Source organism: Mesorhizobium sp. RSR565B (genome assembly GCF_054719465.1).
In genome coordinates, this window is record NZ_JBTTIE010000001.1 from 2,116,244 (window position 1) to 2,130,961 (window position 14,718).

General features: G+C 63.5%; 16 protein-coding genes and 1 pseudogene. 12 read left to right on the plus strand and 5 right to left on the minus strand.

From position 1 onward, the window contains the following. The first annotated feature begins 51 nt into the window (after positions 1 to 51). Positions 52 to 270: a hypothetical protein gene (locus ACYG9R_RS10140; RefSeq protein WP_023672288.1), complete on the plus strand. Its 219-nt coding sequence runs from the start codon at positions 52 to 54 to the stop codon at positions 268 to 270. Positions 271 to 288: 18 nt separating this feature from the next. On the opposite strand, the gene ACYG9R_RS10145 is transcribed toward ACYG9R_RS10140, so the two are convergent. The 4 genes from ACYG9R_RS10145 to ACYG9R_RS10160 all read right to left on the minus strand — a co-directional run bounded on the left by ACYG9R_RS10145 (position 289) and on the right by ACYG9R_RS10160 (position 3,768). Continuing rightward, positions 289 to 1,047: a M48 family metallopeptidase gene (locus ACYG9R_RS10145; RefSeq protein ID WP_023702070.1), complete on the minus strand. Its 759-nt coding sequence runs from the start codon at positions 1,045 to 1,047 to the stop codon at positions 289 to 291. A 198-nt stretch (positions 1,048 to 1,245) separates the two neighbouring features. Then, complete coding sequence (locus ACYG9R_RS10150) at positions 1,246 to 1,731, minus strand: DUF2852 domain-containing protein (protein ID WP_023672286.1); 486 nt, start codon at positions 1,729 to 1,731, stop codon at positions 1,246 to 1,248. Between the two features lie 117 nt (positions 1,732 to 1,848). Beyond that, complete coding sequence (locus tag ACYG9R_RS10155; RefSeq protein ID WP_023672285.1) at positions 1,849 to 2,991, minus strand: benzoate/H(+) symporter BenE family transporter; 1,143 nt, start codon at positions 2,989 to 2,991, stop codon at positions 1,849 to 1,851. Positions 2,992 to 2,997: 6 nt separating this feature from the next. Beyond that, a complete protein-coding gene (locus ACYG9R_RS10160; protein WP_023744912.1) occupies positions 2,998 to 3,768 on the minus strand; it encodes an alpha/beta hydrolase in 771 nt (256 codons plus the stop codon). Between the two features lie 246 nt (positions 3,769 to 4,014). On the opposite strand from ACYG9R_RS10160, the gene infC reads away from it, so the two are divergent. From infC to ACYG9R_RS10200, 8 genes are all read left to right on the plus strand, one after another. Then, positions 4,015 to 4,551 (plus strand): translation initiation factor IF-3, encoded by a 537-nt coding sequence (infC, locus tag ACYG9R_RS10165; RefSeq protein WP_023744911.1) that lies wholly within the window; start codon positions 4,015 to 4,017, stop codon positions 4,549 to 4,551. 132 nt (positions 4,552 to 4,683) lie between these two features. Then, on the plus strand, positions 4,684 to 5,322 hold the full coding sequence (locus tag ACYG9R_RS10170; RefSeq protein WP_023755491.1) for a methyltransferase family protein: 639 nt from the start codon (positions 4,684 to 4,686) through the stop codon (positions 5,320 to 5,322). Between the two features lie 348 nt (positions 5,323 to 5,670). Further along, positions 5,671 to 5,874 carry a 50S ribosomal protein L35 gene (gene rpmI, locus ACYG9R_RS10175; RefSeq protein WP_006201248.1) on the plus strand — a complete coding sequence of 68 codons (204 nt, stop codon included), beginning with the start codon at positions 5,671 to 5,673 and terminating at the stop codon, positions 5,872 to 5,874. 39 nt (positions 5,875 to 5,913) lie between these two features. Further along, a complete protein-coding gene (gene rplT / locus ACYG9R_RS10180; protein ID WP_023672281.1) occupies positions 5,914 to 6,315 on the plus strand; it encodes a 50S ribosomal protein L20 in 402 nt (133 codons plus the stop codon). A gap of 185 nt (positions 6,316 to 6,500) precedes the next feature. Further along, positions 6,501 to 7,553 carry a phenylalanine--tRNA ligase subunit alpha gene (pheS, locus tag ACYG9R_RS10185; protein ID WP_032885996.1) on the plus strand — a complete coding sequence of 351 codons (1,053 nt, stop codon included), beginning with the start codon at positions 6,501 to 6,503 and terminating at the stop codon, positions 7,551 to 7,553. After that, positions 7,550 to 7,996 (plus strand): GFA family protein, encoded by a 447-nt coding sequence (locus ACYG9R_RS10190; protein ID WP_023696009.1) that lies wholly within the window; start codon positions 7,550 to 7,552, stop codon positions 7,994 to 7,996. Before pheS ends, ACYG9R_RS10190 begins: the two co-directional genes overlap by 4 nt. 2 nt (positions 7,997 to 7,998) lie before the next feature. Then, on the plus strand, positions 7,999 to 10,407 hold the full coding sequence (gene pheT, locus ACYG9R_RS10195) for a phenylalanine--tRNA ligase subunit beta (RefSeq protein WP_023823994.1): 2,409 nt from the start codon (positions 7,999 to 8,001) through the stop codon (positions 10,405 to 10,407). Between the two features lie 160 nt (positions 10,408 to 10,567). Beyond that, positions 10,568 to 11,170, plus strand: coding sequence for a nucleotidyltransferase family protein (locus ACYG9R_RS10200; protein ID WP_023823995.1), 603 nt, complete (start codon positions 10,568 to 10,570; stop codon positions 11,168 to 11,170). A gap of 148 nt (positions 11,171 to 11,318) precedes the next feature. On the opposite strand, the pseudogene ACYG9R_RS10205 reads toward ACYG9R_RS10200, so the two are convergent. Beyond that, a pseudogene (locus ACYG9R_RS10205) lies at positions 11,319 to 12,312 on the minus strand (aldo/keto reductase). Positions 12,313 to 12,408: 96 nt separating this feature from the next. Between ACYG9R_RS10205 and ACYG9R_RS10210 the strand changes: the two are divergent. The 3 genes from ACYG9R_RS10210 to ACYG9R_RS10220 all read left to right on the plus strand — a co-directional run bounded on the left by ACYG9R_RS10210 (position 12,409) and on the right by ACYG9R_RS10220 (position 14,670). After that, positions 12,409 to 13,299: a LysR family transcriptional regulator gene (locus tag ACYG9R_RS10210; RefSeq protein ID WP_023752338.1), complete on the plus strand. Its 891-nt coding sequence runs from the start codon at positions 12,409 to 12,411 to the stop codon at positions 13,297 to 13,299. A gap of 148 nt (positions 13,300 to 13,447) precedes the next feature. Further along, the gene (locus ACYG9R_RS10215) at positions 13,448 to 14,026 is read left to right on the plus strand and encodes a cytochrome b (RefSeq protein ID WP_023687445.1); all 579 of its coding nucleotides are present in this window, start codon (positions 13,448 to 13,450) and stop codon (positions 14,024 to 14,026) included. Between the two features lie 68 nt (positions 14,027 to 14,094). After that, the gene (locus ACYG9R_RS10220) at positions 14,095 to 14,670 is read left to right on the plus strand and encodes a YceI family protein (protein WP_023672273.1); all 576 of its coding nucleotides are present in this window, start codon (positions 14,095 to 14,097) and stop codon (positions 14,668 to 14,670) included. The last annotated feature ends 48 nt before the right edge of the window (positions 14,671 to 14,718 follow it).

The window sequence follows — 14,718 nt, forward strand, 5'->3', positions numbered from 1 at the left end:
CAACGCCAAAGGCGCTACCTATTGATGGGAGAAGGAAGGCGGAGCAGACGAATGGCCGACCAGAGCATAGCCGAACTCAGGCAGAAGATCGCGCAAGCGCGCGACGTCATCGCCCATCTGATGCAAAAGGCCGCCTTCGACGGGGCGGAAGCGCACCGGGTCCTGGATTATTTCGGCAGCGATGCGTTCGAGCAGAATTTCCTGCCATGGCCGCGCCATGGCGACGAAGGGCTGCGGCCTGAAGAGCTTAATGCGGCCAATGATGATTGAGCGCGGCGCTGGCGCAGGCTAATCGAACACAATCGCCTGCAATGCCCCACCATTCCGCTTCAGCCAGTCCTTGCAGCGGTCGGTGTCGGGGCAGAGCTGCTCGCACAGTTTCCAGAATTTCGGGCCGTGGTTCATCTCCTTGAGATGCGCCACCTCATGCGCGACCAAGTAGTTTATCACCGGCGTCGGCGCCATCATGATGCGCCATGAGAAGGACAAATTGCCGTCGGAAGTGCAGGAGCCCCAGCGGCTCGACGTGTCCTTGAAGCGGATCGCCTTGGCGCGCTTGCCGATGGCCTCGGTATGCTTGACCACCAGCTTCTCGATGTCCTTCTTGGCCTCACGCTTGAGGAAATCGGCGATGCGGCGCGGCAAATGTATCCGCTCGCCATGGACGATCAGCAGCGGACCGCGCTCGTCGCGCGACACGGTGACGGTGCCGCGTTTCGACGGTTCGTGGACGATGCGATGCGCGACGCCGCGTATCGGGATCTTGATGCCGGGGCGCACTTGCGGCCGTGTCGGCACCTTGGCCAGACGCTGCTCCAGCCAGTCCTGGTGGCGGTGAAGGAATTTCTCCACCTCGCCGCGGCGCAAGCCCGGCGGCACGGTGATGCGCAGCCCCTGGCCGCCCGAATCGATGCGCAGCGTCAGCCGCCGTGCGCGGGCGCTCTCGACGATCCTGAGCGGCAGTGTGCGGCCGGCAACGACGTGCTCTCGCTCTTCGACAGGCGAGGGTTTTGGTTTGGTCAGGTTGCGGAAAAAGCCGAAGGACATGGCTGAACGATACGCGATTCGAGGAAAACGACCAGAACAAAAAAGAAACGGCGCCGCTCGCGCGACGCCGTCCATCATGCCAAGGCCTGTCTTAGAGCGCCGCGCGTCTCTGACGCGCAAAGGACGCTGTAGCACTCTAATTCGGCGCATGAACCTTTCCGAAAATCGGTTTCGATTTTCGGGGTCATGCGCGCAGCCTCAGTCGTCAAGCAGGTTCGGGCCCTTGCGCTTGGGCGTCGCGGGCTTGGCCGTTTCGGCCGAGCCTGTCTTTGCAGGCGCTGTCGACTTGTTGCGGTTGGCCATGAAGCGGTCGAACTCGTCCTGGTCCTTGGCGCGGCGCAATTCGCGGGCGTACTCATCGAACTCGCTCAGCATCTCATCGAGCTTGCGACGCTCTTCGGCGAGGCGTTCGAGTTCCTTCTCGCGCCAGTCGTCGAAAGCGACATTGCCGGTGCGGGCCGAACCGTGGCCCCAGCGCGCGGCCTTGTCGGAACCGCGACGGCAGCCGGCGAAGATGCCGTCGGTGGCCCGGTTGACGTCGCGCTTGAAGCCGTCAAGCCGGTCGCCCCAGATGATGTAGGCGAGCATGGCGAAGCCAAGCGGCCAGAACACCATGAAGCCGATCACCATCAGCGCGATGGTCGCCGGCGTCCAGGCCGGGCGGATCAATGCGGATGTGTTCATTTTCTCCCATTCCTTCGGTTGGAGACAGCCAAGAGCGGCTGCGTGGATTCGAAATGGGATGAGAAAAACGGCGATTCAAGACAACGTCCGCCAAAACCGGACAAGGTCCTGAATCGATTATCGCTTTTTGACCGCTTCGAGGAAAAGCACGACCAGGCCGGCGACCAAGCCCCAGAAGGCGGCGCCAACGCCGAACAAAGTCAGCCCCGACGCGGTGACAACGAAGGTGACAGTAGCCGCCATGCGCTGGTCCTCGTCCTTGAGCGCGATCGCCAGCGCGTTGGCCAGCGACCCCATCAACGCCAGGCCGGCCACCAGCACGATCAGGCTTTGCGGCAGCACTGCGAAGATCGCCACCAGCGAGGCGCCGAAAACCGCGAAGATCAGATAGGCAAGTGCATAGAAGGGTCCGGTCTTCCAGCGCTCGGCCGGGTCGGGATGGACGTCCGGCCCGGTGCAGATCGCCGCAGAGATCGCGGCCAGATTGGTGGTCGAGCCGCCAAACGGCGCCGACAGCAGCGAGAACAGGCCGGTGACGCCGATCAGCGGGCCGGGTTCGGGGTGATAGCCGGCGGCGCGCAAGACGGCGAGACCCGACAGGTTCTGCGACGCCATGGTGACGAGGTAGAGCGGCAGCGCCAGGCCGATGACAGCTGCGGCGCTGAAATGCGGGGCAATCAGCGTCAGCGTCGACAGTTCCGGCGCCGGCAGTCCGCCGACGCGGCCTGTCAGGAAGGCGGCGATGCCGCCGCCGATCAGCACCGCCAGCACCGACAGCGCCGGGTTGAACAGGCGAATGACGAAGAAGGCCGCGATCAGCGGCAGGATCAACCAGGGGTCGACCGGAATGGTCTTGACGGCATTGAGCGCGAAGGTGACGACGATGCCGGCCAGCATGCCGGACGCGACCGACGTCGGTATCCTTGATATAAGCTGGGTCAGCGGCTTGAACAGGCCGGTGGCGATCAACATTAGGCCGGTGACGATGAAGGCGCCGACCGCATCGGCCATGGTAAAGCCGCTCGATGCCGCCATCAGCGCCAGGCCTGGTGTCGACCAGGCGGTGATGATGGGCATTTTCGTGCGCCAGGACAGCCACAGGCATTCGATCGCCATCGCCACGCACACTGCTGTCACCCAGCTCGCGGTCTCGGCCTGGGTGGCGCCAACCGCCTTGGCGGCGGCAATGACGACGGCGAGCGTGCCGCCGAAGCCGACGATTGCCGCGACAAAGGCGGATATCGGGATGGAAATGCGCATTCTTGCCTACCCCGCCCGCTGAACCATGTCGCCCACCGCCCTCAGCAGCATGTCGAGATCCTGCGGCCGCGACAGGCGGTGGTCGCCGTCGGGAATGAGCGACAAGGTGACGTCGTCGGCTGGCAGCAGCGAGACCAGCTTCAGCGCATGGCTTGCCGGCACGTCGGCGTCGGCCAGACCCTGCAGGATGTGGACCGGGCAATGGGTATCGATCGGCCCGGTCATGACCCGGTTCGCCCTGCCGTCCTCGATCAGCGCGCTTGTGTAGATGTAAGGCTCGGCGGAATAGTCCGAAGGTTCTTCGAAAAAGCCTTTCTCCCGGAGGTCGCGCCTCTGTTCCTCCGTCAGAGCCGGCTCGACCAGCTCGGCGGTGAAATCCGGCGCCGGCGCGAGCAGCACCAGGCCAACCACATTGCTGTCGCCCGCCTTGCGCATTTCCTGCACCATGCGCAGCGCGATCCAGGCGCCCATCGACGAGCCGACCAGGATTTGCTTGCCCTCGGTGAAACGCCGGAAGGCGGCGAGGCTCTCGCCAAGCCATTTCGAGATGGTGCCGTCGGCAAAGGCGCCGCCGGATTCGCCATGGCCGGAATAGTCGTGGCGCAGATATGCGCGGCCTTCCCTGGCCGCCCAATCCGACAACGTTTGCGCCTTCGTGCCCAGCATGTCGGATTTGTAGCCGCCGAGCCAGACGACGCCGGGCGTTGCGCCCGAGGAATGGCGAACCGCGATATCAATGCCGTCGACATCCAGTAGGGTTGGGGTGGTCGCGGTCATGGCTGTGGATCAATCCTGGTTCTGGGGGCCTGATTGTGGGAGCCTGATTTTACTCGCCGGTCTTTTGACACAGGCACAGGCGAGGCGGAAAGTGCTCGCGACATCCTTTGTTTGGTGCAGGCCTGCGATCAGGGTGATTTTCTGTCAGCGCTGTGCTATTGACTCCGCCCGCGCGCTCACCACATTGGCGCGTCCTGAACATTCTAGATTGAAACCCTGAACGAAACGGCCAAGGAGACCACGACCATTCGCAGACCTTTCAAAGCAGCGGCGCCCACCAAAGATGGCCCGCGCTCCAACCGTGATATCCGGGTTCCCCGGGTCCAGCTGATCGACGCCGATGGCCAGAACCGCGGCGATATTTCCATCAACGACGCATTGCTGCTCGCCGAAGAGGCAGGGCTCGATCTGGTCGAGATCTCGCCCAATGCGGTGCCGCCTGTCGTCAAAATTCTCGATCTCGGCAAATTGAAATACGCCAACCAGAAGAAGGCGGCCGAGGCGCGCAAGAACCAGAAGGTCATCGAGATCAAGGAGATCAAGATGCGCCCGAACATCGACAGCCATGACTACGAAACCAAGATGAAGGCCGTGCGGCGCTTTTTCGAGGAAGGCGACAAGGTCAAGCTGACGCTGCGCTTCCGCGGCCGCGAGATGGCGCATATGGAACTCGGCATGCAGCTCCTGAACAAGGTGCGCGAGGAGACGGCTACCATCGCCAAGGTCGAAGCCGAGCCGAAGCTGGAAGGCCGCCAGATGATGATGGTGCTGGCGCCGCGCTAGATCAGTTCGGGCGTTGCGCTCTAAATCCGCCTGAATCCTGTCTCATGGCGTCCCGGCGATCGGCGGGACGCCGATTCTCCTGTCCAGACGCCGCGATCGCCGGCAAAGCTTCTCGACGATCGGATTCCCGACATGGCCAATGAAATCAACCCTGCGCCCATCAAGGAGCTGGGCGGCTACCAGCACATGCGCCGCATGGTCCTTGCGGTGCTGGTGGTGGTGCTGTTTGCGGCACTGCTGTTCGGCCAGTCGACCTTCCCGCCCGATACCCCGGTGCATGAAACGATCGAGATGGTCGGCGTGCTGCTGATCTTCCTTGGCGTCGTAGGCCGCTTGTGGTCGACACTCTATATCGGCGGGCGCAAATCCTCCGAAGTGGTCACCGGCGGACCCTATTCGATCACCCGCAATCCGCTCTACGTGTTCTCGACCGTTGCCGCCGCCGGCGTCGGGGCGCAGATCGGCTCGTTCTCCGGCATCGTCCTGTTTGCGCTTTTGTGCGCCGGCGCCTTCCACATCGTCATCCTGCGCGAGGAACGGTATCTCAAGGAGGTTCTCGGCGCGCCCTACACAGCCTATCTGGCGCGGGTGCCGCGTTTCTTCCCCAAGCTGTCGCTCTACCAGGAAGGCGACACCGGCAGCTTCAAGCCGCGCCTCTTGCTGACCACCTTGCTCGACGGGCTGGTGTTTCTGGTGGCGTTGCCGGTGTTCGAGACCATCGATGGCGCCCAGCAATCGGGTATACTCCCGGTGCTGTTCAGGCTCCCCTAGGTAGGCTGATATTCAGGTGAGGCCGACCTGCAAACGGCCGATCCCTGCGCTTCCGGTGTTCACGTACTTAAGTACGCTCCGCTCCGGTTCTCGGCATCAGCCGTTTTCGGCTCGGCCTGACCTGAATCTCGACCCACCTATCGGAGCCCAGGCTTGCACCGTGAATTAAGACAGAGCGTCGCAGCCGCTCGGGTGTTGCGCGCCAGCCCGCTTTGAAGTATAGGACCGCCGTTCCAAGAAAACCGCCCGGCAGGGCATGCCGTGGCGGTTTCATTTGCTTTTCGGGCTTTTGGTCCGCCCGAAGCGAACAAGAAGCGCGATTGTGCGCCACCAATACGGAGTAGCAAAATGCCCAAGATGAAGACCAAATCGGCCGCCAAGAAGCGGTTCAAGATCACAGGTACGGGTAAAGTCCTGTCGGCTGCGGCCGGCAAGCGTCACGGCATGATCAAGCGTTCCAACAAGTTCATTCGAAATGCCCGCGGCACGATGGTTCTGGCTGAACCGGATGGCAAGAAGGTCATCAAGAATTTTCTGCCGAACGGCCTCTGAGCATTCGGTTTCAGGAACAGCGTTTAAGGAGATCATGACATGGCACGCGTAAAAAGAGGCGTCACCTCGCACGCCAAGCACAAGAAGGTCCTGAAAGCCGCGAAAGGCTTCTACGGCCGCCGCAAGAACACCATTCGCATCGCCAAGCAGGCGGTCGAAAAGTCGATGCAGTATGCGTATCGCGACCGCAAGAACCGCAAGCGCTCGTTCCGCGCGCTGTGGATCCAGCGCATCAACGCCGCGACGCACGAGCATGGCCTGACCTATGGCCGCTTCATCGACGGCCTCAACAAGTCCGGTATCGAGATCGATCGCAAGATCCTGTCCGACATGGCCATCCATGAACCGCAGGCGTTCGCCGCACTCGTGGCCAAGGCCAAGGTCGCGCTCGAATATCTGAAGAACACCACCCCGAATGCTTTTGAAAGCGCTGTCGCCTAAGACCAGCGCTTCCCAGCATTCGCAATTCTGATTGGGGAACCCGCGCTGGCACGGCTGGCGCGGGTTTTTCTTATGGCTGAACTTTCAACTTGAAAGTGACTTTCACCTCAAAGTTGACTCCCAACACAGCGAGTTTGACCGTGAACGACATAGCTACCGGCTTGGATACTCTCGAAAACTCCCTGATGGCCGACGTCGCGTCGGCCGCCGATGAGGCTGCTATCGAAGCCGTGCGCGTCGCGGCTCTCGGCAAAAAGGGGTCGATCTCGGAATTGCTGAAGACACTGGGCGCGATGAGCGCCGAGGAGCGCCAGGTCAAGGGCCCCGCGATCAACGGCCTGAAGAACCGCGTCACCGAAGCGCTGACGACACGCAAGGTCGAGCTGAAGGATGTGGCGGTCACGGCGCGCCTTGCCGCCGAGACGGTCGACGTGACGCTGCCGGTGCGGCAATCGCCGGCCGAGCGCGGCCGCATCCATCCGATCAGCCAGGTCATCGACGAGATCGCGGCGATCTTCGGCGATCTCGGCTTTGCCATCGCAGAAGGTCCCGATGTCGAGAGCGACTATTACAATTTCACCGCGCTGAATTTCCCCGAAGGGCATCCGGCGCGCGAGATGCACGATACCTTCTTTTTCCAGCCGGACGAAAAGGGCGAGCGCAAGCTGTTGCGCACGCACACCTCGCCGGTACAGATCCGCACCATGGAGAAGCAGAAGCCGCCGATCCGCATCGTCATTCCCGGCAAGACCTACCGGCAGGATTCCGACGCTACCCACTCGCCGATGTTCCATCAGGTCGAGGGGCTGGTGATCGACAAATCGGCCAATGTCGCCAACATGAAGTGGGTGCTGGAAGAATTCTGCAAGGCTTTCTTCGAGGTGCCGCAGGTCAAGATGCGCTTCCGGCCGTCCTTTTTCCCGTTCACCGAGCCCAGCCTCGAGGTCGACATCCAGTGCGACCGCTCGCGGCCCGGCGAAGTGCGATTCGGCGAAGGCTCCGACTGGATGGAGATCCTCGGCTGCGGCATGGTCCACCCCAATGTGCTGCGCGCCGGCGGGCTCGATCCCGACGAATATCAGGGCTTTGCCTGGGGCATGGGCATCGACCGCATCGCCATGCTGAAATACGGCATGCCGGACCTGCGCGCCTTCTTCGACGCCGATGTGCGCTGGCTGTCGCATTACGGTTTCAGGCCGCTCGACATGCCGACGCTGTTCGGAGGTCTTTCCGCATGACGGCGCCGCACACGGGTGGCTGCCGCTGCGGCGCGGTACGGTTCGAGGCATCAGTCGAACCGCACCATATCAGCTATTGCCATTGCGGCGATTGCCGGCGCGCCAGCGGCGCGCCGGTGTCGGCCTTTGTCGGCTTCCTGACCGAGCAGGTGGCTTTCACCGGCAAGGCGCTGAAGATGTACGAGAACGGGCCGGTGACGCGCTCGTTCTGCGGCATTTGCGGCTCGCCTATCGCCTATGTCGACGAGCGGCTGGAAGACCACATCTATTTCATGCTGGGCGCCATGGACATGCCGGCCTATTTCCGGCCGACGCACCATGCCTATGTGCGCGAGCAGCTGCCCTTCGTGCATATGCCCGACGACTTGCCGCGCCATTTGAAGACAAGCGTACCCAGACCCGATGGACAAGGTCCGGGCGGGTACAGACAAAACGGAACATAGTGATGAAACTCACCCTTTCCTGGCTCAAGGATCATCTCGACACCGACGCCACGCTCGACGAGATCGTCGAGAGGCTGACCTCGATCGGCCTCGAAGTCGAGCATGTCGACGACAAGGCCGGCCTGAAGCCGTTCGTCATCGCCAAGGTGCTGACGGCGGTGCAGCATCCCGACGCCGACCGGCTGCGGGTGCTGACCGTCGACACCGGCAATGGCGCAGCCCCTGTCCAGGTGGTGTGCGGTGCGCCGAATGCCCGCGCCGGCTTGATCGGCGCCTTCGCCGCGCCCGGCGCCTATGTGCCCGGTATCGACGTGACGCTGACCGTCGGCAAGATCCGGGGCGTCGAGAGCCATGGCATGATGTGTTCCGAGCGCGAGCTGGAGCTGTCGGATGAGCACAATGGCATTATCGACCTGCCGGCCGATGCGCCTGTCGGCACCAGCTTCGCGGCTTACGCGCATCTCGACGATCCGGTGATCGAGATCAATCTGACGCCGAACCGGCCGGATGCGACCAGCATTTACGGCGTCGCCCGGGACCTGGCGGCAAGCGGGCTTGGCCGGCTCAAGACCGCGCCGGTCGAAGCGGTCCTTGGCAAAGGTGAAACGCCGGTCAAGGTGACCATCGAGGCGCCGGAGCTCTGCCCCGGTTTCGCGCTGCGCCTGGTGAAAGGCGTGAAGAACGGGCCGTCGCCGAAATGGCTGCAGCAAAGGCTGATCGCCATCGGCTTGCGCCCGATCAGCGCGCTGGTCGACATCACCAACTACGTCACCTTCGACCGTGGCCGGCCGCTGCATGTGTTCGATGCCAAGAAGGTCGCCGGCAATCTCGTCGTGCGCCGCGCACGCGACGGCGAGAAGGTGCTGGCGCTTGACGGGCGCGAATACACGCTGACGCCGCAGATCTGCGTGATCGCCGACGACAATGGCGTCGAATCGATCGCCGGTGTCATGGGCGGCGAGCATTCCGGCTGCGACGAGAACACCACGGACGTGCTGATCGAATCCGCTCTTTGGGATCCGATCACCACGGCCCGCACCGGCCGTACGCTCGGCATCATCACCGATGCCCGTTACCGTTTCGAGCGTGGCGTCGACCCGGAATTCATTGTGCCCGGCGTCGAGCTGGCGACAAAGCTGGTGCTGGAGTTCTGCGGCGGAGAGCCGACCGAGACGGAGGTGGTCGGCTATGCCGGCTACAAGCCGAAGATCGTTTCCTTCCCGATCTCGGAAGTGAAGCGGCTGACCGGCATCGAGGTGCCGAAGGCGGAAAGCCTCGACATCCTGACCCGCCTCGGCTTCAAGCCGTCAGGCTCGGGCGACGTCGTCGATGTCGCTGTGCCGTCCTGGCGTCCTGACGTCGACGGCAAGGCCGACCTGGTCGAGGAAGTGATGCGCATCCACGGCGTCGACAACATCGCGCCGCAGCCGCTCGGCGCGCATGACGCGGTCAACTCCAAGATACTGACGACGCTGCAGGTTCGCACCCGCACTGCCAAGCGCTCGCTCGCCGTGCGGGGCATGCTGGAGGTTCTCACCTGGTCGTTCATCCCGGCCAAACACGCCGAACTGTTCGGCGGCGGCCAGACGGCGCTGAAGCTCGCTAATCCGATTGCAGCCGACATGTCCGATATGCGGCCCTCGTTGTTGCCCGGCCTGATCGTCGCCGCGCAGCGCAATGCCGACAAGGGCATCGGCGATGTCGCGCTGTTCGAGGTCTCCGGTACCTATGAGGGCGACGGCCCCGACCAGCAGCGGCGCGTTGCCGCCGGTGTGCGCCGCGGCACCGCCAAGCTCGACGGTTCCGGCCGCAGTTGGGCCGGCAATTCCGGTCCGGTCGGCGTGTTCGACGCCAAAGCCGACGCGATTGCAGCGCTGGAAGCCTGCGGCGCGCCGGTCGACAGGCTGCAGATCGAGCCAGGCGGTCCGGCCTGGTATCATCCCGGCCGCTCCGGCACGATCAAGCTCGGCCCGAAGACAGTGCTCGGCACCTTCGGCGAGTTCCACCCGAAGACGCTGGAGGGGTTGGACGTTTCCGGACCGATCTGCGGTTTCGAGGTCTATATCGACGCCGTGCCCGAGCCGAAGGCCAAGCCGACGAAAACCAAGCCAAAGCTGGAGCTGTCCGCCTTCCAGGCGGTGAAGCGCGACTTTGCTTTCGTCGTCGACAAGACGGTGGAGGCCGGCGCGCTGGTGCGCGCGGCGCTCGCCGCCGACAAGAAGCTGGTCACCGGCGTTTCGGTGTTCGATGTGTTCGAGGGGGCATCTCTCGGGACCGCCAAGAAGTCGATTGCCATCGAAGTATCTATCCAGCCGGTTGAAAAGACGCTCACCGACGAGGATTTCGAGGCGCTGGCCAAGCGCATCGTCGACAATGTCGGCAAGCAAACGGGCGGCATGCTGAGAACGTAGAGCGGCTAACGCCGCCCTACGTATTTCGACTTCACGCAATTCTTAGGGAAAGCGCGTCTTAGGGAAAGCGCGGCGCGCTTTCCCAGTAAAACCGCTACACACTTTTCCTGGAATTGCTTCTGAGGATTGCCGGCAGTTGCGAATCGCTCTCCAAAGGGCGATGGACCATCTGCGCTATTCCGGTCTGCCGTTCGAAGCCCAGCGCGAAGCGTTTCTCCCCATGGTGTTGGCGGATGCGCTCGTCAGCGACGCGCTGGAGCGGGCCCGCACGCTGGCGTTGCCGGACTGGCTGGTGGTGTCCGGCGCGCTCTACAACAGCGTCTGGAACCACCTGACCGGCAAGGCGCCGGGCTACGGCATCAAGGATGTCGATCTCTTCTACTTCGATGACAGCGACCTGTCCTACGAGGCCGAGGACGCGGTCATCCGTCGAGCCGCGCAGCATTTCGAGGGGCTGGCTCTGCCGGCCGAGGTGCGCAACCAGGCACGGGTGCATCTGTGGTATCCGCAGAAATTCGGCCAGCCCTGCCCGCGCTATACGAGTTCCAGCGAGTCGGTGAGCTATTTTGCTTCGAAGACGCATGCGGTCGGGGTGCGATACGATGCCGATGGGCAGCTTGAGGTCGTGGCGCCGTTCGGGCTGGATGACCTCTTCGCGTTTCGCATCACGCCCAACCGGCTGATGGATAACAGGCGCACGCATGAGGCCAAGGGGGCGAGGGCGAAGGCGTGCTGGCCGGAGATTACGGTGGTGCCGTGGTGAGACTTACCCTCCCCGTTGTGGGGAGGGTCGGCTCGCTGTCGCAGCGAGGCGGAGACAGAGAGACGGGGTGGGGGTGCGCCTCACGAGGACCCCCACCCCGATCCGCTTCGCGGATCGACCCTCCCCACAAGGGGGAGGGTAAAGGCACTCACCCATTCACCAGCGCCAACAGCTCCTCCGTATAGCGCTTGCCAACCACCTTGTCCGGCGACAGCGCATCGCCGATCGCCGCGACCTCAGCCGCGCTCAGCTCGATCCCGACCGCCGCCGTGTTCTGCTCGAGATGGCGTATCTTTCTTGCGCCGGGGATCGGCACGATGAAGTCGCCCTGGTGCAGCACCCAGGCCAGCGCCAGCTGGGCCGAGGTGACGCCTTTTTCCACCGCCAGCTTTTCCAGCGTCGCAACGACCTTGGCATTAGCGGCCATGGCGTCGGCCTGGAAACGCGGCAAGGTCCGGCGCCAGTCGTCGTCGCTGAGGGCCTCGGGCTTGGCGATGGTGCCGGTGAGCAGGCCGCGACCGAGCGGGCTGTAGGGGACGAAGCCGATGCCGAGTTCGCGGCAGACATCGAACACTTCGTCTTCGGGGTCGCGGCTCCAGAGCGAATATTCACTCTGCACGGCAGCGATCGGATGCACGGCGTGCGCCCGGCGGATGGTGGTGGCACTGACCTCCGACAGGCCCAGCGCCCGCACCTTGCCGTCGCGCACCAGTTCCGCCATGGCGCCGACCGTGTCCTCTATCGGCACGCCGGGATCGACGCGGTGCTGGTAGTAGAGGTCGATGACATCGGTATCGAGCCGTTTCAGCGAGGCTTCCGCCACTGCCTTGACGTGCTCCGGGCGGGTCGACGCCAACCATACGTTCGAGGCCTGAGCCTTCCTCGGAAATCTTGAAGCCGAATTTGGTGGCGATCGTCACCCTGTCGCGCACCGGCTTCAACGCCTTGCCGAGAAGGATTTCGTTCTCAAAGGGACCATAGACTTCAGCGGTGTCGAAAAACGTCACGCCGATCTCGACAGCGCGGCGCAGCGTGGCGATTGCGTCCGCCTCGGCCTGACCGCCATAGGCGAAGCTCATGCCCATGCAGCCGAGGCCGACGGGGAAGACTTCGAGTTCAGTACCAAGTTTGCGGGTTTTCATGGCGCGTCTCCTTGTTGCGATGAAAGAGAGATAGCGCTTGGCTTTACGTTCGATAATTGGCTGTCATTCGCACGGGCTGTTCTATAAAATAGAGCAATGAACCGAGCGCATCTTTCTCAACTCGCTGTACTGGCAACAGTCGCCCAATGCGGCAGTTTTCGTGGCGCGGCGCGCGAACTGGCCATAGCGCCCTCGGCAGTGAGCCATGCCGTGTCCAGCCTGGAGGCGCGGCTCGGCGTGCGGCTTTTGGCGCGCAGCACCCGCAGCGTAGCGCCAACGGAAGAGGGCGCGCAGTTGCTCGAACGGCTGCGGCCGGCGCTGTCCGAGATCGATCTGGCGCTGGAAACGGCTATCGAGGCGCGCGACCGGCCGGCCGGGAACCTGCGGCTGACCGTGCCGCGCACCGCGGCCCACCTGGCATTGACGCCCAGGCTCGGCGGCTTTGCCGCGGCCTATCCTGACATCGTGCTGGAAATCGTCATCGAGGATCGCTTCACCGACGTCGTCGAAGGCGGCTTCGATGCCGGCGTGCGGCTCGGTGAGAGCCTGCAGCGCGACATGATCGCGGTGCGCATCGGACCGGACCTTCGCGGCGCCGTGGTCGGCGCGCCATGCTATTTCGCGACCATGCCAAGACCCCGCCATCCGCGCGATCTTGCCGACCACCGCTGCATCCGCTTCCGTTTTTCCAGCGGCATTCTTTACCGCTGGGAATTCGAGAAGGATGGCGAAGAGATCGAGATCGCGGCGCAAGGGCCGCTGATCCTCGACGAAGACCATCTGATCGCCCAGGCGGCGGTCGACGGCGCTGGGCTCGCCTTCGTCTTCGACGATTATGTGCGCGCGCCGCTCGCCGACGGTCGCTTGATCCGCGTGCTGGAAGACTGGTGTCCGCCCTTCGACGGTTTCTTCGTCTACTACCCCAGCCGCCGCCAGATGCGCCCGGCGCTGCGGGCGTTTGTGGATTTCTTCAAGGTCGGTGCTTAGCCACCTCCCCCTTGTGGGGAGGGTCGATCCGCGTAGCGGATCGGGGTGGGATCTTCGTAGGGCGCTACCCCCCACCCCGTCGCTTCGCGCCGACCCTCCCCACAAGGGGAGGGTGGAAGAAAGCCCAGCTGCCATTCGTTCACCAACCATGCCGGCATTCATCACCAACAACTCAACCCGCTACGGCTGGGCGGCGATCGTCCTCCACTGGCTGATCGGCATCCTGTTCATCGGCCAGTTCATGCTCGGCTTCATCATGGTGCGGTTGACCAGCCAGCGCACCGCCTTCGAGCTGATCCAGCTGCACAAATCCTTCGGCTTCCTGCTGCTCGGCCTCCTCATCCTGCGCATTGCCTGGCGGCTCGGCAATGCGGCCCCGGCCTTGCCGGCCTCGGTCGGAGGGCTGGAGCGTCGGACGGCGCCGCTGGCGCATCTGGCACTTTATGGCTTCCAGCTCGCGGTGCCGCTGTCCGGCTGGGCACTGGTTTCGGTGTCGATGCTGGAGATCCCCAGCATGCCGTTCAACCTTTTCGTGATGCCGAACCTGCCGCTCGGCGTGTCCGATGCGGCGGAAAACTTCTGGGCGGTAGCACACTGGTATCTCGCCTATGCCGGCATTGCCTTGGTCGCGCTGCATGCGCTGGCGGCGCTGCGGCATCATTTCTGGCTGCGCGACAGCGTGCTCACGCGCATGATCACGCCTTCGTCAGATCAGGACATGGAATAGGGCGCGCCGCGCATTCGTTCATTGGGGTGAGGGCGCAACACTTCGCTTGCCCCAGAAGGACAAAACCCATGTATGCGCGCATCTTCGGATTGGCGGCTGTTGCCGCTTGCCTTGCCATGCCTGTCTCCGCCGCTGTGGACCTCGGCGACGCCGCCGGCAGCTACACGGTCAACCCGGCCAGCTCCAGCATTCGCTTCTCCATCGGCAAGGTCGGTGGCGGCGGCCTCGACGGCGCCTTTGGCCGCTTCAAGGGCTCTATCCGCATCGACAACAGCGATGTCGGCCGTTCCGCGGTCAACTTCACCATCTATCCCGAAAGCGTCGGCACCGGCCAGGGCCGCATCGACGCCTTCCTGCGCTCCGATGCGGTGTTCGACGTGGCCAACAGCCCCGAAATCCAGTTCCGCTCGACCAGCGTAACCCGAACCAGCGACACCACGGCGCTGGTCAGCGGCCGGCTGACGGCGCGCGGCAAGACGTTTGCGGAAAAGTTCACTGCCGAGCTCGGCGGGCTGAAGGGTGGCGTCATTAAATTCCACGTCACCGGCAAGGTGCTGCGCTCCCGCTACGGCATGGATGTCGGCACGCCGATCTATTCGAATATTGTCGATTTCGACATGACGCTGACGGGCAAGCGAGGCTAGCAGGACCAGCGATCCGCATTGGCTTTTCCCGCAATTTCGGGCAAACCT